13 protein-coding genes are annotated in these 17,719 nt (G+C 74.0%); 7 read left to right on the top strand and 6 right to left on the bottom strand.

Annotated elements, in window-relative coordinates; translation table 11 throughout:
* Positions 1-14: 14 nt before the first annotated feature.
* Genes O7607_RS13910 through O7607_RS13885 form a run of 6 tightly spaced genes read left to right on the top strand, consistent with a single transcriptional unit; the run spans position 15 to position 8,414 of the window.
* Positions 15-812, top strand: a complete 798-nt coding sequence (locus O7607_RS13910; protein ID WP_269703622.1) for a TIGR03084 family metal-binding protein — start codon at positions 15-17, stop codon at positions 810-812.
* Complete coding sequence (locus O7607_RS13905) at positions 809-2,485, top strand: acyclic terpene utilization AtuA family protein (protein ID WP_269703621.1); 1,677 nt, start codon at positions 809-811, stop codon at positions 2,483-2,485. The genes O7607_RS13910 and O7607_RS13905 overlap by 4 nt, the downstream gene beginning before the upstream one ends.
* A complete protein-coding gene (locus O7607_RS13900; protein ID WP_269703620.1) occupies positions 2,482-3,621 on the top strand; it encodes an acyl-CoA dehydrogenase family protein in 1,140 nt (379 codons plus the stop codon). The genes O7607_RS13905 and O7607_RS13900 overlap by 4 nt, the downstream gene beginning before the upstream one ends.
* Positions 3,618-5,225, top strand: coding sequence for an acyl-CoA carboxylase subunit beta (locus O7607_RS13895; RefSeq protein ID WP_269703619.1), 1,608 nt, complete (start codon positions 3,618-3,620; stop codon positions 5,223-5,225). The genes O7607_RS13900 and O7607_RS13895 overlap by 4 nt, the downstream gene beginning before the upstream one ends.
* A gap of 13 nt (positions 5,226-5,238) precedes the next feature.
* Positions 5,239-7,254: an ATP-binding protein gene (locus O7607_RS13890; protein WP_269703618.1), complete on the top strand. Its 2,016-nt coding sequence runs from the start codon at positions 5,239-5,241 to the stop codon at positions 7,252-7,254.
* A complete protein-coding gene (locus tag O7607_RS13885; RefSeq protein WP_269703617.1) occupies positions 7,251-8,414 on the top strand; it encodes an acyl-CoA dehydrogenase family protein in 1,164 nt (387 codons plus the stop codon). The genes O7607_RS13890 and O7607_RS13885 overlap by 4 nt, the downstream gene beginning before the upstream one ends.
* A gap of 81 nt (positions 8,415-8,495) precedes the next feature.
* Here O7607_RS13885 and O7607_RS13880 read toward each other — a convergent pair whose 3' ends face one another.
* Positions 8,496-9,533, bottom strand: a complete 1,038-nt coding sequence (locus O7607_RS13880) for a hypothetical protein (RefSeq protein WP_269703616.1) — start codon at positions 9,531-9,533, stop codon at positions 8,496-8,498.
* A complete protein-coding gene (locus O7607_RS13875) occupies positions 9,530-10,471 on the bottom strand; it encodes a transporter substrate-binding domain-containing protein (protein ID WP_269703615.1) in 942 nt (313 codons plus the stop codon). The genes O7607_RS13880 and O7607_RS13875 overlap by 4 nt, the downstream gene beginning before the upstream one ends.
* Before the next feature lie 255 nt (positions 10,472-10,726).
* Between O7607_RS13875 and O7607_RS13870 the strand changes: the two genes are divergently transcribed.
* Complete coding sequence (locus O7607_RS13870) at positions 10,727-11,194, top strand: hypothetical protein (RefSeq protein WP_269703614.1); 468 nt, start codon at positions 10,727-10,729, stop codon at positions 11,192-11,194.
* Here O7607_RS13870 and O7607_RS13865 read toward each other — a convergent pair.
* The 4 genes from O7607_RS13865 to O7607_RS13850 all read right to left on the bottom strand — a co-directional run bounded on the left by O7607_RS13865 (position 11,181) and on the right by O7607_RS13850 (position 17,653).
* Entirely contained in the window at positions 11,181-12,656 is a 1,476-nt protein-coding gene (locus tag O7607_RS13865) for a serine/threonine-protein kinase (RefSeq protein WP_269703613.1), read from the bottom strand. The genes O7607_RS13870 and O7607_RS13865 overlap by 14 nt on opposite strands.
* Positions 12,657-12,686: 30 nt before the next feature.
* A complete protein-coding gene (locus tag O7607_RS13860; protein ID WP_269703611.1) occupies positions 12,687-13,145 on the bottom strand; it encodes a hypothetical protein in 459 nt (152 codons plus the stop codon).
* A gap of 135 nt (positions 13,146-13,280) precedes the next feature.
* Entirely contained in the window at positions 13,281-16,862 is a 3,582-nt protein-coding gene (locus O7607_RS13855; protein WP_269703610.1) for an adenylate/guanylate cyclase domain-containing protein, read from the bottom strand.
* Complete coding sequence (locus tag O7607_RS13850) at positions 16,859-17,653, bottom strand: MBL fold metallo-hydrolase (protein ID WP_442929483.1); 795 nt, start codon at positions 17,651-17,653, stop codon at positions 16,859-16,861. Before O7607_RS13850 ends, O7607_RS13855 begins: the two co-directional genes overlap by 4 nt.
* Between the last annotated feature and the right edge of the window lie 66 nt (positions 17,654-17,719).

Genomic DNA, 17,719 nt, shown 5'->3' with positions numbered 1-17,719 from the left:
CGCCCGGAGGCACAATGGTCGACCTGACAGCCCTGCTCGCGGATCTGGCCGCCGAGTCCGAACAGCTCGACGCGCTCGTCGCGGACCTGCCGCCGGAAGGATGGGAGCGGCCGACGCCAGCCCCGGGCTGGACCGTCGCACACCAGATCGCGCACCTGGCCTGGACCGACCACGTCGCGTACCTGGCGGCCACCGACGAGTCCGCGTTCTTCGCCTCGGTGATGGCCGCGCCGGACCCGTCGCGCCTGGTCGAGGACGGTGCCGAGTCCTTCCTCGCGCCCCCGGCCGCGCTGCTGGCCCGCTGGCGTTCCGGCCGGTCGGCGCTCGCCGGAGCGGTCGCCGCCGTCCCGGCCGGGCAGAAGATCCCCTGGTACGGCACCAGCATGTCGCCGACGTCGATGGTGACGGCCCGGCTCATGGAGACGTGGGCGCACGGCGAGGACGTGGCCGACGCGCTCGGCGTCAGCCGTGCCCCGACGCAGCGCCTGCGGCACATCGCGCACCTCGGCTTCCGTACCCTCGGGCACGGCTTCGCGGCCCACGGCCGCGCGGTGCCCACGGCGCCGGTGCGGGTCGAGCTGACCGCGCCCACGGGCGGTGACGTGTGGGAGTTCGGGCCGGCGGAGGCGGCCGACCGGGTGACCGGCCCGGCGCTCGACTTCTGCCTGCTCGTCACGCAGCGGCGGCACCGCGCGGACCTGGCCCTGACCGCCACCGGACCGGTGGCCGACGAGTGGCTGGACGTGGCCCAGGCGTTCGCCGGCCCGCCCGGCGACGGGCGGGAACCCGCCGCGAGCGGAGTTCCCTCATGAGCGTGCTGCGGATCGGGAACGCGTCGGGCTTCTACGGCGACCGCTTCGCCGCCTGGCGGGAGATGCTCGACGGCGGCGAGCTGGACGTGCTGACCGGTGACTACCTGGCCGAGCTGACCATGCTCATCCTCGGCCGGGACCGGATGCGCGACCCGTCGCTCGGCTACGCGAAGACCTTCCTGCGCCAGGCGGAGGGCGTGCTCGGCACCGCGCTGGAACGCGGCGTCACGCTCGTCACCAACGCGGGCGGCCTCAACCCGGCCGGGCTGGCCGACGCGATCCGGTCGCTCGGCGACCGGCTTGGCCTCCAGGTCCGGGTCGGGTACGTCGAGGGCGACGCGATCCAGCGGCCGGACGCGCTGACCGCGAACGCGTACCTCGGTGCGTTCGGCATCGCGGCCTGCCTCGACGCGGGCGCGGACGTGGTGGTCACCGGGCGGGTCACCGACGCCTCGCTGGCGGTCGGCCCGGCCATCGCCCGCTTCGGGTGGACCCGCGACGACCTCGACGCGCTGGCCGGCGCGACGGTGGCCGGTCACCTGATCGAGTGCGGCGCGCAGGTCACCGGCGGCAACTTCAGCTTCTTCACCGAACTGCCGGACGGCGGGCACCGCCCCGGCTTCCCGATCGCCGAGCTGCACCCGGACGGCTCGTCGGTGCTCACCAAGCACCCCGGCACCGGCGGCGCGGTCACCGTGGAGACGGTCACCGCCCAGCTGCTGTACGAGGTGGGCGGGCCGGACTACCTCGGGCCGGACGTGGTGACCCGGCTGGACACCGTGCGGCTGGAGCAGGAGGGCCCGGACCGGGTACGCGTCTCCGGGGTACGCGGCACGCCGCCGCCGGACACGCTCAAGGTGGGCGTCAACAACCTGGGCGGCTTCCGCAACTCGATGACGTTCGTGCTGTGCGGGCTGGACATCCCGGCCAAGGCGGCGCTGGTCCGCGCCCAGATCGAGGAGTCGGTCGGCACCGAGGGGCTGGAGTTCACGCTGGCCCGTACCGACCACCCGGACACCGGCGACACCGAGGCGGCGAGCGCGCTGCTGCACGTACACCTGCGCGACGGCGACAAGTCGCGGGCCGGGCGGGCGTTCTCGGCGGCGGCGGTGGAGCTGGCGCTGGCCTCGTACCCGGGTTGCACGCTCACCACGCTGCCCGGCGACGCGACGCCGTACGGGGTGTTCACCGCCGACACGATCGCGCAGGACGCGGTCGAGCACGTCGCGGTGCTGCCGTCCGGCGAGCGGGTGCCGATCCCTCCGCCGACGGTGACGGGCGGTTTGCAGGGGGCCCCGGTACAACACGAGGCGTTAACAGGGGGCCCTTCCTTACCCGCAACCCGGCGGGGGCCGCTCGGCGAGCTGGTCGGCGCGCGGTCCGGCGACAAGGGCGGCGACGCCAACCTGGGCGTCTGGGCGCGCACCGACGCGACCTGGCCGTGGCTGCGCGACTGGCTGACGGTGGAGCGGCTGGCCGAGCTGCTGCCGGAGACAACGGCGCTCACCGTCGAGCGGTACGAGCTGCCGAACCTGCGCGCCGTCAACTTCGTGATCCGAGGGCTGCTCGGGCAGGGCGTGGCCGCGTCCACCCGGTTCGACCCCCAGGCCAAGGCGCTCGGCGAGCTGCTGCGCTCCCGGGTGGTCGACCTACCGACGGAGGCACGCGCATGACCATCGTGGACACGCCGGAACGCCGGCAACTGCGCGAGCTGACCCGCTCGTTCGTCACCCGGGAGGTGCTGCCGCACCTGTCCGACTGGGAGCGGGCGGGTGAGGTGCCCCGGTCGCTGCACGAGACCGCCGCGAAGATCGGCCTGCTCGGCATCGGCTTCCCGGAGTCGGTCGGCGGCAGCGGCGGTGACCTGCTCGACTCGATGGTGGTCACCGAGGAGATCATCCGCTCGGGTGGGTCGTCCGGGCTGGTCGCCGCGTTGTTCACGCACGGCATCGCGCTGCCGCACATGGTCGAGACCCAGGACGAAGGGCTGATCGACAAGTACGTCCGGCCCGCGCTGGCCGGGACGATGATCGGCGCACTGGCGATCACCGAGCCGGACGGCGGCTCGGACGTGGCGGGCATCCGCACCTGCGCGGTCCGCGACGGCGACCACTACGTCGTCAACGGCGCCAAGACGTACATCACCAGCGGGGTCCGCGCCGACTTCGTCACCACAGCGGTCTGCACCGACTTCCCCGGCTCGGGCTCGGTGAGCCTGCTGGTGATCGACAAGGGCACGCCCGGGTTCACGGTGGGCCGGCGGCTGGAGAAGCTGGGCTGGCACTGCTCCGACACGGCCGAGCTGTCCTTCGTCGACGTACGGGTGCCGGTGACGAACCGGGTCGGCCCGGAGGACACCGGATTCCTCGCCATCATGCAGCAGTTCGCCAACGAGCGGCTGTCGCTCGCCACCCAGGCGTACGCGACCGCGCAGCGCTGCGTGGACCTGTCGGTGCAGTGGTGCCGGGACCGCTCCACGTTCGGCCGTCCGCTCGTCGGGCGCCAGGTCGTCCGGCACAAGCTGGCCGAGATGCACAGCCGCACCGACGCGGCCCGGGCATACGTGCACGACGTCGCCGAGCGGGTGGCCGCCGGGCAGCCGGTGGTGACCGAGGTGGCGATGGCGAAGAACGTCGCGGTGGCCACCTGCGACTGGGTAGTCGACGCGGCGCTGCAACTGCACGGCGGCTTCGGCTACATGCGCGACGCCGAGGTGGAGCGGCACTACCGGGACGCCCGTCTGCTCGGCATCGGCGGCGGCACCACCGAGATCATGAACGAGATCATCGCGAAGGGCATGGGCCTATGAGCACGACTGTCCTGCAGAGCACCATCGACCCGTCCGCGCCCGCCTTCACCGCGAACCGGGAGGCGCTGCTGGAACGCCTGGCCGAGCTGGAGGAAGCGCTCGACCAGGCCCGGGGCGGTGGCGGCGAGAAGTACGTGACCCGCCACCACGGTCGCGGCAAGCTGCTCCCCCGGGAGCGGATCGAGCTGCTGCTCGACCCGGACAGCCCGTTCCTGGAGTTGTCGTCGGTGGCCGCGTACGGCACCGACTTCCCGGTCGGCGCCAGCACCGTGACCGGCATCGGCGTGGTCGAGGGCGTCGAGTGCCTGATCGTGGCGAACGACCCGACGGTACGCGGCGGCGCGATCAACCCGTGGTCGCTGGCGAAGACCCGACGGGCCGGTGAGATCGCGGCGGCCAACCGGCTGCCGATGGTGAACCTGGTCGAGTCGGCCGGCGCGGACCTGCCCACCCAGGCGGAGATCTTCATCCCCGGCGGCCGGGTGTTCCGTGACCTGACCCGGCTGTCCGCGCAGCGGATCCCGACCGTGAGCGTGGTCTTCGGCAACGCCACCGCCGGTGGCGCGTACGTGCCGGGCATGTCGGACTTCACCATCATGATCCGGGACCGGTCGCAGGTCTACCTGGCCGGGCCGCCGCTGGTGAAGATGGCCACCGGCGAGGTCACCGACGACGAGTCGCTCGGCGGCGCGGCGATGCACGCCACCACGTCCGGCCTGGCCGACTTCCTCGCCGAGGACGAGCGCGACGGCATCCGGCTGGCCCGGCAGTGCGTCCGCCGGCTCAACTGGCGCAAGCAGGGCCCGCCGCCGCGCAACCCGCACCCGCTGCCACCCCGGTACGACCCGGAGGAGCTGCTCGGCATCGCCAGCGCCGACCTGAAGGTGCCGTTCGACCCGCGCGAGGTGCTGGCCCGGGTGCTCGACGACAGCGCGTTCGACGAGTTCAAGCCCGGCTACGGCACCGCGCTGGTGACCGGCTGGGGTGAGCTGCACGGCTACCCGGTCGGCGTGCTGGCGAACGCCCGGGGCGTGCTGTTCAGCGAGGAGGCGCAGAAGGCGGCCCAGTTCATCCAGCTCGCCAACGCGGCGGACACACCGCTGGTCTTCCTCCAGAACACCACCGGCTACATGGTCGGCACCGAGTACGAGCAGCGCGGCATCATCAAGCACGGCGCCTTCATGATCAACGCGGTGTCGAACTCGAAGGTGCCGCACCTGACCGTCAACCTGGGCGCCTCCTACGGCGCCGGCAACTACGGCATGTGCGGCCGGGCGTACGAGCCCCGGTTCCTGTTCACCTGGCCGAACGCGAAGTCGGCGGTGATGGGCCCGGCGCAGCTCGCCGGGGTGCTGTCCATCGTGGCCCGGCAGGCCGCCGCCGCGCGGGGACGCGAGTACGACGAGGACACCGACGCCGCCATGCGGATGATGGTCGAGCAGCAGATCGAGTCGCAGTCCGGCGCGCTGTTCCTGTCCGGGCGGCTCTACGACGACGGGGTGATCGACCCCCGGGACACCCGTACCGTCCTCGGGCTGTGCCTGTCGGCGATCCACAACGGACCGGTGAAGGGCGCCGACGGTTTCGGCGTCTTCCGGATGTAGGGGGCGTGCTCAAATGATCACGAAGCTTCTGGTTGCTAACCGGGGCGAGATCGCCCGCCGGGTCTTCGCCACCTGCCGCACCCTCGGCGTGGCCACCGTCGCCGTGCACTCCGACGCGGACGCCGACGCGCCGTTCGTCGCCGACGCCGACCAAGCCGTACGACTGCCGGGTAACACGCCGGCCGAGACGTACCTGCGCATCGACGCCGTCCTGGACGCGGCCCGGCGTTCCGGCGCCGACGCCGTCCACCCCGGTTACGGGTTCCTGGCCGAGAACGCCGAGTTCGCGGCGGCGGTGACCGACGCGGGCCTGACCTGGGTCGGTCCGTCGGCCAAGGCGATCGCCGCGATGGGCGACAAGATGGCCGCCAAGGCGCTGCTCGCCGACGCGGGCGTGCCGATGCTGCCCACCTGGACCGACCCGGCCGAGGTGACCGCCTTCCCGGTGCTGGTCAAGGCCTCGGCGGGCGGCGGCGGCCGGGGCATGCGGATCGTCCGCGACGCCGACGGGCTGGCCGAGGCCGTCGCGGGCGCGCGCCGCGAGGCGGCGGCGGCGTTCGGCGACGGCACCGTCTTCATCGAGCGGTACGTGGAACGCGGCCGCCACGTCGAGGTGCAGATCTTCGGCGACACCCACGGCACGGTCGTGGCGCTCGGAGTACGCGACTGCTCGATCCAGCGCCGGCACCAGAAGATCGTCGAGGAGGCACCTGGTGTGCTGCCCGACGACGTACGCGCGGCGCTGCACGAGGCGGCGGTGGCGGCCGGTCGGGCCGTCGACTACGTCGGCGCGGGCACCGTGGAGTTCCTGCTCGCGCCGGACGGTCAGGTGCACTTCCTGGAGATGAACACGCGCCTCCAGGTGGAGCACCCGGTCACCGAGCTGACCACCGGGCTGGACCTGGTGCGGCTGCAACTGCTCGTCGCCGAGGGCGAGCCGCTGCCGGTCACCACCACGCCGCCGGCCGACGGCCACGCCATCGAGGTACGGCTGTGCGCCGAGGACCCGGCCCAGGCTTTCCGTCCGGCCACCGGCACGCTGCACCGGTTCGCGATCCCCGGGGTCGCCGCCAAATTCGGTCCGGCCCGTGGTCTGCGCCTGGACTCGGGCGTGGTGGACGGCTCGACGGTGAGCGTGCACTACGACTCGATGCTGGCGAAGCTCGTCGCCTGGGCGCCCACCCGCACCGAGGCGGCCCGCGCCCTGGCCGGCGCGCTGGCCCGTGCCGAACTGCACGGTGTGGCCACCAACCGGGACCTGCTGGTCCGCGTCCTGCGCAGCCCGGAGTTCGCCGCCGTGGACGTGGACACCGGCTTCCTGGACCGGCACCCGGAGGTGTTCGAGCCGCTGCTGCCGGCCGAGCAGCTTCCGGTGGCGGCACTGGCCGCCGCGCTGGCCGGTGCCGCCGCGCGCCGGGCCGCCGCCCCGGTGCTGGCCGGGCTGCCGTCGGGCTGGCGCAACGTGCCGTCCGTCCCGCAGGTCACCCGCTTCACCGGCCCGGGTGACGAGGAGATCGAGGTCCAGTACCGCCTGGACCGCACCGGCGCCCTCGCCGAGTGGGGAAGGAAGGGCCCCCTCTTAACGGATTCGGTAGAGGAAGGGTCCCCTGTTAACAGCGCCCTGCCGGTGGTCGAGCTCGTGACTGCCACCCCGGACCGGGTGGTGCTCGACGTCGACGGGGTACGGCGGGCCTTCCGCGTACACCGGGCGGGGTCGTCGGTCTTCGTGGACGGCCCGGACGGGGCGGCGAGCCTCACCGAGCTGCCCCGCCTGCCCCTGCCCACCGCGGAGCTGGCGGCCGGGTCGCTGCTCGCGCCGCTGCCCGGCGCGGTGACCCGGGTGCACGTCGAGGTCGGTCAGCGGGTCGCCGCCGGTGACCTGCTGCTGACGCTGGAAGCGATGAAGCTCGAACATCCCGTGCTCGCCCCCGCCGACGGCGTGGTGACGGAACTGCCGGTTCCGGCCGGCGGCCAGGTCGAGACGGGTGCCGTACTTGCCGTGGTGGACCCCGAGGAGGACCCGCAGTGAACTTCGACCTGACCCCCGAGCAGGACCAGCTCCGCGACGCCGTCCGGGCGTTGGGCCGCAAGTACGGCCACTCCTACTTCGTCGAGAAGGCCAAGTCCGGCGGGCACACCGACGAGCTGTGGCACGAGGCCGGCCGGCTGGGCTACCTGGGCGTGAACATCCCCACCGAGTACGGCGGCGGGGGCGGCGGCATCACCGAGCTGGCGCTGGTGTGCGAGGAACTGGCCGCGACGGGCTGCCCGCTGCTGCTCCTGGTGGTCTCCCCCGCCATCGCCGCCACGATCATCCACAAGCACGGTACGGAGGAGCAGCGCAAGAAGCACCTCCCCGGCCTCGCCGACGGCTCCCAGAAGATCGTCTTCGCGATCACCGAGCCGGACGCCGGCTCGAACTTCCACCGCCTCGCCACCGTGGCCCGCCGCGACGGCGACGACTGGCTGCTCAGCGGCCGGAAGATCTACATCTCCGGGGTGGACGAGGCCGGGCACGTGCTGGTGGTCGCTCGTACCGAGGACGCGTCCACCGGGAAGTTGAAGCCGGCGTTGTTCATCGTGCCGACCGACGCGCCCGGCCTGGAGAAGTCCAAGCTGGACATGGAGATCCTGTCGCCGGAGAACCAGTTCCTGCTCTTCCTCGACGACGTCCGGCTGCCCGCCGACGCGCTCGTCGGCGAGTCGCTCGACGCCGGGCTGCCCGCGCTGTTCGCCGGGCTCAACCCGGAGCGCATCACGGTGGCCGCGATGGGCGCCGGCACCGGCCGGTACGCGATCGAGAGGGCCAGCGACTACACGTCCACCCGCAAGGTGTGGGGCGGGCGCTCGATCGGCTCGCACCAGGGGGTGTCGCACCCGCTGGCGCACGCGGCAGTGCAGGTCGAGCTGGCCCGGCTGATGATCCACAAGGCGGCGACGCTCTACGACGCGGGCCGCGACCTGGAGGCCGGCATCTCCGGCAACATGGCCAAGTACGCGGCCGGCGAGGCCGCCGCGCTCGCCGTCGACACCGCCGTCCAGGCACTCGGCGGGGCCGGCATGACCACCGAGTACGGCGTGTCGACGCTGCTCGGCGCGGTACGCGCCGGACGGATCGCCCCGGTCAGCCGGGAGATGATCCTCAACTTCGTCGCCCAGCACGTCCTCGGCCAGGACAAGTCCTACTGACGAACGGCTGCGGTGGGTGGAACGTCAAAGGTGTCGACGTTCCACCCACCCTCGCCCGCGGCGGCCTGGCGCTCACCGAGGTCAGTCGACGGTGCGGCAGGCGGCGTCGATGCGGTGCACCGGGCGGACCCGCCGGCCCAGCCCTTCCAGCAGCGAGTCCTCCACGTGGAAGTCGTGCACCCGCAGCTGCCGCCGGGGCAGTTCCTCCTCACTCGGGCAGAGCACCTGGGCGCGTACCTGGTCGACCGGCACGTAGCGCACGCCACCGCGTTCCTGGAGCAGCACCACGTCCACGTCGTCGACGGTGACCACGTGGCCGCGCACGTCCTCGGTGACGCCGGGCGAGGACTCCACAGTGGTCACCGTGAGCGGCAGCACCGGCGTGCTGATCACCGGCAACGCGGCCCAGACCAGCATGGCCAGCACCGCCGCCTCGGTGATCGACGCGAGCGGCCGGACCACCGCCGCCGGCAGCGGACCGGTCACGAACAGGGCCAGCACCGGGGGTACGACGAGCAGCGCCACCGCGAACGCCTCTCCCTGCCGGACGGCGTCCAGCAGGGTGGGCCCGAGCAGCCAGAGGTAGCCGGCGAACCCGGCGGCGAGCAGCAGCAGCCGGGGCAGCCGCTGCTCGTGCAGCCGGTGCGGGGTGAGTTGGAACGCGGCCACGAACGCGGGCAGCAGCAACGGCAGGTAGAGCAGCGGCCAGGTGATGAGGGCGAGCAGGAAGCTGGCCACGGCGAACCAGGCGGGTGTGCCGTCCACCCAGCGGGCGAAGAGGGGCCGGCGGATCCCCGGCAGCATGCGGTCCACGCTGACCCGCAGCACGGCGCCCAGTGCGAACACCGCGACGAGCGCCGTGGAGAGCAGGGCGGCGGCCGTGGTGAGGAAGCCGGCCAGCAGGTTCACCGTGCCGACGTTCGCCACCAGCAGCAGCGTGGTCTGCAACTCGCCGCCCGCCTCGACGCCGAGGCGCAGCACCGAGAAGACGGCGGGCACCCCGACCACTGCGGTCCAGAACGACTGGCTGGCCCGTGCGCGGCGCTCGGCCGGGTCGGCGGGTGGCGGTGCGGGCCGGTCCGGCGCCGCGGCGCCGGGCAGCGTCGCCGGCGCGGTCATCGCCGGGGTGCCTTGTCTTCGAAGTCGACGAGCTTCGGCACGTTCAGCGGCTGCGGCTGTGACTTGTCCGCCTTCAGCCACGGCCCGAGGGTGCGGTTGTACGCGGTGAGCCACGGGCTGCTGATTCCGTCGCGTCCCTCCAGGTAGCTCTTGTGCAGGAAGAACGCGACGAGGTCACGCAGCGCCGGGTCACCGATCGGCACCCCGACGCCGAGCAGTTCGCTGGTGCCGAACGGCATGTCGACGATCTCGAACTCGGTCGGGTACTGGGAGAGGAAGCCGGCCAGGATCGTCTCGTCGGAGCTGACCGCGTCGTAACGCCCCGTCCGGATGCCCCGGACGCAGTCGCCGACCTCCTTCACCACGTACGCCCGTACCTGGTGCTTCTCCAGTTCGGCCTCGGTGGTCGAGCCGCCGCTGGTGCAGACCTTCAGCTCCGGCCGGCGCAGGTCCTCGATGGTGCGGACCCGGTCGCGCAGCCGCTTCGGCACCATCACCTCCTGCGTGGTGACGAAGTACGGCCCGGCGAAGCTGACGAGCTTCTCCCGCTCCTCGGTCATGGAGAAGCTCGACACCACCAGGTCGACGGTGCCGCCCTGGAGGGCGGGAATGCGGTCCTCGGTGGCCAGCGACACCCATTCGATCCGCTGGTCGCCCTCGAAGCCGAGCGACGCGGCGATGTAGCGGGCGATCTCGACGTCGAAGCCGACGTGCGCGCCGTTGCGCAGCTCACCCATCAGTGGCTCGGTGGTGGCGACCCCTATCTTGATCTTCGCCTGGCCGTCGATGTGCGACTCGCGCAGCTTGTCGAGCACCGACGGCAGTGGCGGCTCCCGGCGGTTGTCGCAGCCGGCCGCGGCGGCCAGCGTCAGGGTCAGCGCCACCGCCAGGGTGGTGGCGAGGGTACGGAAGCGGTGGCGGGCAGAAACCTCGGGCATCGGGCTACCTCGCTCACTACGCGGCGACTGAGCACCAAGGGTAGCGGCAGACACACAGTCGGCTATGACCCTTGCGGCGTCGCCATCGAGGCAGCCGGCAGGGATCGACGCTCACGGTCGTGGCCCCCAAATGTGGATCGATACGGCAAACGACCAGGCGTGGTCACGGTGCTTTCTCGACAGTGGAGCGTCGCTGACGGGAAGCCGTCTCATCCCGCCGGTTGACAGGTGGACGCGCTGGGCCATGCTTGTCGGGTGAGATCGTTCCCGAAGCCCGATGCGCGGGCGAAGGCCGTCGTCGCGTGCATGGCGACGGTGGCGGCGGTGGTGTCCCTCGCCGTGTGGCGTCCGCCCGGCATCCTGTCGGTCGTGCTGGCCCTGGTCTGCGTCCTGCTCGCCATGATCACCGGAGTGACGATCACCGCCGCCCGCCAGCCCGGCGCCACCGGCGGATCCGCCCCGCAGACCGACAACTGGCCGGTCGTCCCCCACCAGGGGTACGGCGTGGACGCCGACACGCTGGAGGCGATCGACCCGCGCGCGGTGCGGAACCTGCGCACCCCGGCGGGCCAGCCGATCGACGCGGACACGCTGGAGACGCTCGACCCCCGGGTCGTACGCGGCATGCGGGCGACCACAGCGGTGGACGCCGACACGCTGGAGACGCTCGACCCGCGGTCGGTCCGGCAGAGCCGGACCGTGAACGGGCTCAGCGACCGGTGAGCGTCGGACCGGCCAGCGCGTTCACGCCACGGCCGGCCAGACAGCGGTAGGTGCGGTCCGCCTCGGCCTCCGGCGGCAACACCTCCAGGTTCCACCCGGTCGCCGACTTGCCCCTGCTGACCAGCCGGAACGTGTCGACGTTGCAGACCCGCGCGACGGCCGGGTCGGCCGCCACCGTCTCGTGCCGGGCACCGGCGAGACCGTCCGGCAGGTCACCGGCGGCGTAGGTCTCCCAGGTGTGCTGGCCGTCGCACGGCACCCGGCTCGCCTCGGCCCGGTCGCGGCGCAGCCGTACCGGACCGAAGCACTCCAGCTCCGTCGCGCAGCGGGCCCCGGCGGGCAGCCGCACGTCGGCTGACGCGCAGCCGGGCACCGGCGTCACCCCGGCCACGCCGCTGGGCGTCGGCGTCGGCGCGGCGGCCGGCGCGTGCCCGGCGGCCACCCAGCCGCCGCCGGCCGAGGCGGCGAGCGCGAGCACGCCGGCGCCACCGAGGAACCAACGCCTGGGCCAGCGCCGGCCACGCGAGGCCACCGTCGGGTGGTCGTCGTCGGCGGGCGGTCGCGGGTTCGGCCCGCCGGTGCGGTGGAACCGGTCGCTGCCGGCACCGTCGTACGGCCCGCCGGTCGCCGGGGCGCCGTCCAGCGGCAGCGAGGCGAGCAGGCCGCGCAGCTCGACCGCGGAGGGCCGCGCACCCGGGTCGTTCGACATGCCCAACCGGAGTACGTCGATCAGCTCACCGGGCACGCCGGGCAGGCCCGGGATCGGCTGCTGGAACATCTCCAGCACGGTGACCAGGCTCGGGTTGCGCTCGGACTGCCAGCGCGGCGGGCGGCCGTACATCACCGCGTAGAGGGTGGCGCACAGCGAGTAGACGTCGACGGCGGGCGTGGGCGGGCTGTGGTTGAACGTCTCCGGCGGCGCGTACGCCGGGGTGAGCGCCTCCAGCATGACCGAGGAGTCGCGGAACTCGGCGAGCACCGCCAGGCCGAAGTCGGCCAGGACCGCCGAGTTGAACTCGGAGTGCAGGATGTTCGCCGGCTTGACATCGCGGTGCAGGACGCCTGCCGCATGCGAGTGGGCCAGCGCGTCGGCGATCTTCACGCCGAGGTCGCGGGTCTCGGCCGCGCCCAGCGGCGAGGTGCGCATCCGCTCGGCGTACGAGCCGTCGCACAGTTCCATGATGAGGTAGGGGTGCTGGTCGACGGTGACCCCGACGTCGAACAGGTCCACCACGTGCGGGTGGGACGACATCCGCCCGGCGGCGCGGGCCTCACGCAGGAAGCGGGCCTGGTCGCGCTCACTGTCGAGCGTACGGTTCTCGATCTTGACCGCGACCTCGCGTCCCACCGAGATCTGCGTGGCCCGATAGATGGTGGCGTAGCCGCCCCGGGCGAACACCTGCAGATCGGTCAGACCGGGCACGATGGGCAGCCGCAGGGCGCCGGGCGGGATCTCGGTCACGACTCGAAAATACCCAACGATCCGGACCCGTCAGCGCGCCGCGTCAGCGGCCGGTACCGGTTCCGGGGCGGAGTCGTCAGTGGCGACCCCCGCCCGGCGGGCGTCCCACCACAGGCCGACGGCCGTCGCGACAGCGCCCAGCCCTTCCCACGCGGCGACCCCGAAGAAGCGGTCCGGCGCGACGTCGGAGAGCACCGCGATGGTGAACACCGTGAAGGTGACCAGGCGGAACCAGACGGTGAACCGGTAGAACGGCCGCCACTCGGTGGCGACGGCGAGCAGGTAGTAGACCCCCATGTTGAACGAGGCCATCGAGGACGCGGTGAGGAACGTGCCGGTGTAGTCGCCCGGAGCGCGCTCGGCCGGCACCTCGAAGCCGAGCAGGCGCAGCTGCGTCTCCGGCCAGATCAGACCGAGCGCGCCGAGCAGCAGCGCGAGGAGCCCGAAGACCGCGATCGTCCAGCCGGCGCCCGAGCGCGGCAGCCTCATCGTCCCTCCCCAGCGTGGTCTGCCGGTCACGCAGGCGCGCACCGGGAGACGACAGTCGACCCACGACTGTCGCCGCACCACGCTAACCGGCTCCACCGACTAACACATCCCCGGAACCGGCAGAACAAGCGGCGATCAGCCGCCGGAGAGGCGCACCCGCAACGCGTCCGCGACGATCCGCTCACTGCGCTGCTCGGTGGCGTACGCGAGGCGTACCGCCTCCTCCGCGTGCGTCAGCGCCTCGGCCCGGCGCCCGCACGCGTCGAGCGCCTCGGCCAGCACCAGCAGCGCCACCACCTGGCTGCGTACGTCCTCAGCCGGCGCGGAGATCGACCGCTGCGCCCAGTCGAGCGCCTGCTCGCGCTGGCCGTGGGCGAGCAGCGCGGCCGCGTACCGGGCCATCGTCTGCCGCCGGGAGAACAGCAGCGAGGGCGCGTTCGCCGCGCCGGTCGCCACCGGGGCGAGCAGCCCCACGGCGGTGCCCGGGTCACCGGCGGCGAGACGGGCCATGGCGAGCAGCACCCGCGGCGCGACCTGGGCCGGCGCCTGCGGGTTGTGCGGCTCGACCCGGGTCAGCACCGACCGTGCCTCCCGCTCGGCGGTCTCGTGGTCGCCCATGTCCAGCGCCACGAATCCGCGCAGCGTGCCGGCCATGCCGGTGAGCAGCGGGTGGGTGGTCCGGTCGGCGTATTCGAGCGCCTCGGTGAACAGGTCGGCCGCGTGTTCCGGCTCGCCCAGCCCGCGCGCCACCACCCCGCGCACCACGAGCGCGAAGCCCTGCCCCCAGTCGTCGCCCACCTCGGCGAAGTCCCGGTACGCGCGCCGCGCGGCCCGGTCCGCCTCGGCCAAGTCGCCCAGCTCGGCGGTGGCGTACGCCTCGACCGCGCGCAGTGTCCCCACCGCCCACGCCTCGCCGACCCGCTCCCCGAACGGCAGGAACACCCGGGCCATCCGGCACGCCTCGCGCAGCCGACCGGCCAGCAGCCGGGCGAACGCGGTGGTGCCGCGCAGCCAGGCCCGCCCGTACGGGTCCTTCAGCTCGGCGAACAGCCGGGCGGCCCGGCCGAGCACCGCGTCGGTGCCGGCGAAGTCGCCCCGGGTGGTGGTCACCCAGGCCAGGTTCTGCAACGACCACGCCTGCCCGCGCGGATCCCGGGCGGCGAGACTGACCTGATAGGACGCGGCCAGCCGGCTGCTCGCCTGCCCGAGCCGGCCGGCGATGAAGTCGGCCATGCCGAGCCGCCGCATCGCCGACGCCCGCAGCGTGGGCAGGTCGGCGTCGGTGGCCACCTGCAACGCCTCCTGCCAGTTGCACTCGGCCCGCTCGCCGTCACCGAGTGTCTGCTGGGCCTGCCCGGCGAGCAGCAGCGCGGCGGTCCGGGTGGCCGGGTCGCCGGTGTTCGCGGCGATCTTCTCGGCGAACGCCAGCGCGTCGGCCGGGCGGCCGATCTGGAGCAGCGCCCGCGCGTGCACCACCCGGTCGGCCGGCGGCACCCCGTCGCGGGCCAGCTCGGCCGCGCGTTCGGCGTACTCGACCGCCAGCGCCGGCTCCCCCGACCGCAGCGACCGGCGGGCGGCCCGGCCCAGCGCGGCCACGCCCAGCGGGGTGACCGCCCGGGCCGGCGCGTCCGGGCGCAGCTTGACCGCGTCGGCGAGCGCGGTGGCCCGCTCCACGTGCTCGGCGACGAAGTCGTCCCGGGCGGCCTCGGTGAACGCGCCACCCGGCGCGCCGCCGGTGTCGTCGACGCTCTCCGGCGCGGCCCAGCGGGCCAGTGCCGCGTGCCGCTCGGCCAGCTCGGCCTTGCTCACCCCGGCGTACGCGGCCTCCCGCATCAGCGGGGTGGCGAAGGCGAACCCGCTGCGGGTGCGGTGCAGCATGCGCCGTTGCAGCAGTTCCTCCACCGCCCGGTCCAGCTCGACGGCGGCCACCGCGGCGGGCCGGCCGTCCTGTCCGACCCGCTGCTCCCGCAGCGCCTCCAGCGCACCGGCCGGCACGGTGTCGCCCACCACCGCGGCGTCACGCAGCGCCGAGCGGGCGTTGGGCGGCAGCGCGTCGATACGCGCCGCGAGCACCGCGGCCAGGTCCCGGGAGAGCAGCCGGCTGCCGAGCGAGCCGGGGGCGAGCCGCCAGCCGACATCGGCGCCCCGGCCCGGGCCGGCGGTGAGCGCCCCGCGCTCCATCAGCAGCGTGACCAGCTCGGCCAGATAGAACGGGTTGCCCTGCGCGGTGGCGAGCAGCCGGTCGGCGTCGGCCTGGGGCATGCGGCCACCGGACAAGTAGCTGGTGAGCAGCCGGGACGCGTCCGCGCCGCGCAGCGGCGGCAGCGCGTGCACCTCGGCGTCCGCGACGCGGGTCAGCGCGCCGGCGGTCCGTACCAGCTCGGGGCGGCCGAGCAGCAGCACCAGCACCGGTCCGCTGAGCCGGTTGAGGGTCAGCGCCAGCGCCTTGAGCGTCTCGGCGGTGGCGTCGTGCAGGTCGTCCACCACGATCACCAGCGGCGCCTCGCCGGCGAGCGCGCTCAGCAGGTCCGCCACGGCGGTCGGCACCGCCTCGTCGTCCGGCGGCGGCCCGGCCGCGTTCCACTCGCCGTTCTCGGTGGCGGGCGGGAGTTCGGCGTACCCGAGCAGGGCCAGGAGCTGGTCCACGGCGATCGGCGGCGGGTCGCCGGGCAGCCGGGACAGGCGCTGGCCGAGGCGGCGGAGCCGCTCCTCGACGGCCGGCCGGGTGACGGCGGTGGCCGCGTCGCCGGGCAGGCCGACGGCGGCCCGGACCAGGTCGGCCAGCGGGGCCAGCCGGCGGCGTTCGCCGAACGCCGCGCAGCGCACCGACAGCACGCGGGCGCCGGTGTGCGCCGCGTACCGCCCGGCGCCGACGTCGTAGCCGGCCGCGAGGCGTTCCACCTCGGCCGCGAACCGGGACTTGCCGATCCCCGCCTCGGCGGTCATCAGCAGCACCCGGGGCTCACCCCTGTCGATCACCTCGGCGAGCCGGCCGGCCACCCGGCCGATCTCGGTCTCCCGGCCCACGAACGGCGCCTCGTCGCCGAGGCCGGACCGGGTGCCGGGCGCGTCGAGCAGGCCCAGCAGCTCGTACGCCTCGACCGGCTCACGCTTGCCCTTGAGCCGCAGCGGGCGCAGCGCCCGCCAGGAGGCGACGTGCCGCGTGGCGGCGGAGGTGCGCGCACCGGCGTAGACCGCGCCGACGGCGGCGGCGTCGGCCAGCCGGGCGGCGGTGTTCACCGTGTCGCCGATGACCGTGTACTCGATCGCCGCCTGGATGCCGGCGATCACGTCGCCGGTGTTGAGGCCGACGCGCAGGCCCAGCGGCGCGCCGCCGCCGCGCTCGTCGTCGAGCACCCGCCGCACCGCGCGCTGCATGGACAGCGCGGCGCGGACCGCCCGCTCGGCGTCGTCCTCGTGCGCCACGGGCGCGCCGAAGACCGCCATGATCCCGTCGCCGGTGAGCTTGTCGACATGCCCGCCGAACGTCTTGACCGCGCCCGCGAGGGCGGCGAGCACCCGGTCGGTGACCGCGCCGACCCGTTCCGGGTCCAGGTCCTCCGACCAGGAGGTGAAGTCGGACAGGTCGCCGAAGAGCACAGTCACCACGCGGCGCTCGGCGGCGGGCAGCGTGGCGGCAGCCGGCAGCGCCGCCCCGCAGTTGTGGCAGAACCGCGCCCCGGGCACGGCTACGGTTCCGCACACCGGGCAGGTCACGGCTGCTCCACTCCGAGGTGTTCGAGCTGGGCCCGGACCGACCACTCGGCGGCCCACCACAGCGACCTGTCGACGTCGGCGTAGACCACGGCGACCACCTCGGCGGCGGTGGTGGCGCCCGCGGCGACGGCGGCGCGCACCTGGTCCAGCCGGGCCCGCCGGTGGGCCAGGTAGAAGTCGGCCGCCACGCCGCAGTCGGCGAGCGCCGGGCCGTGGCCCGGCAGCGCCGGGATCCCCCGGTACGTGGAGAGCAGCTCCAGGCTCGACAGGTAGTCGCCGAGGTGCCCGTCCGGGTGGGCGACCACTGTGGTGCCCCGGCCGAGGATGGTGTCACCGGTCAGCACGACGCGCTCACCGCCGTGCGCGGCGACGAGGCAGACGGAGTCGGCGGTGTGCCCGGGGGTGGGCAGCAGCCGCAGGTCGAGCCCCACGTCGAAGGTGGTGTGGGCGGTGAGCGGTGCTCCTCCGGCGGTGTGCGCCGGGTCGGCGGCGAGCACCGGTACGCCGTCGAGCAGCTCGCGCAGCCGGGGCGCGCCCTCGGTGTGGTCGGCGTGCCCGTGCGTGATCAGCACGCACCCGATGCTCCCCTGCGCCGCGATCGCGGCCAGGTGCCCCTCGTCGGCGGGCCCCGGGTCGACCACGACGGCGGGCGCGTCCGGGCCGGCCCGCAGCACCCACGTGTTCGTCCCGTCGAGCGTCATCGGTCCCGGGTTCGGCGCACGAAGCAACGTCACCCACGCCGGCAACTCGTCCGCAAGCGCCCCCGCGGCACCGGCCATACGCCCACCCATGGCTGCGATCGTACGACTCCGCCCGCCACTCCCCGCGATCTTGCAGTTCCGGCCCGAGCTTTGTCC

This window comes from Micromonospora sp. WMMA1949 (assembly GCF_027460145.1).
Taxonomy (GTDB): domain Bacteria; phylum Actinomycetota; class Actinomycetes; order Mycobacteriales; family Micromonosporaceae; genus Micromonospora.
The sequence above is the reverse complement of the archived record's forward strand: the minus strand, read 5'-3'. Positions and strand labels throughout refer to the sequence as shown.

Coding starts and splice junctions, on each gene's coding strand:
- O7607_RS13910 (WP_269703622.1), top strand. CDS start 15: ATGGTCGACCTGACAGCCCTGCTCGCGGATCTGGCCGCCGAGTCCGAA.
- O7607_RS13905 (WP_269703621.1), top strand. CDS start 809: ATGAGCGTGCTGCGGATCGGGAACGCGTCGGGCTTCTACGGCGACCGC.
- O7607_RS13900 (WP_269703620.1), top strand. CDS start 2,482: ATGACCATCGTGGACACGCCGGAACGCCGGCAACTGCGCGAGCTGACC.
- O7607_RS13895 (WP_269703619.1), top strand. CDS start 3,618: ATGAGCACGACTGTCCTGCAGAGCACCATCGACCCGTCCGCGCCCGCC.
- O7607_RS13890 (WP_269703618.1), top strand. CDS start 5,239: ATGATCACGAAGCTTCTGGTTGCTAACCGGGGCGAGATCGCCCGCCGG.
- O7607_RS13880 (WP_269703616.1), bottom strand. CDS start 9,533: ATGACCGCGCCGGCGACGCTGCCCGGCGCCGCGGCGCCGGACCGGCCC.
- O7607_RS13875 (WP_269703615.1), bottom strand. CDS start 10,471: ATGCCCGAGGTTTCTGCCCGCCACCGCTTCCGTACCCTCGCCACCACC.
- O7607_RS13860 (WP_269703611.1), bottom strand. CDS start 13,145: ATGAGGCTGCCGCGCTCGGGCGCCGGCTGGACGATCGCGGTCTTCGGG.
- O7607_RS13850 (WP_442929483.1), bottom strand. CDS start 17,653: ATGGGTGGGCGTATGGCCGGTGCCGCGGGGGCGCTTGCGGACGAGTTG.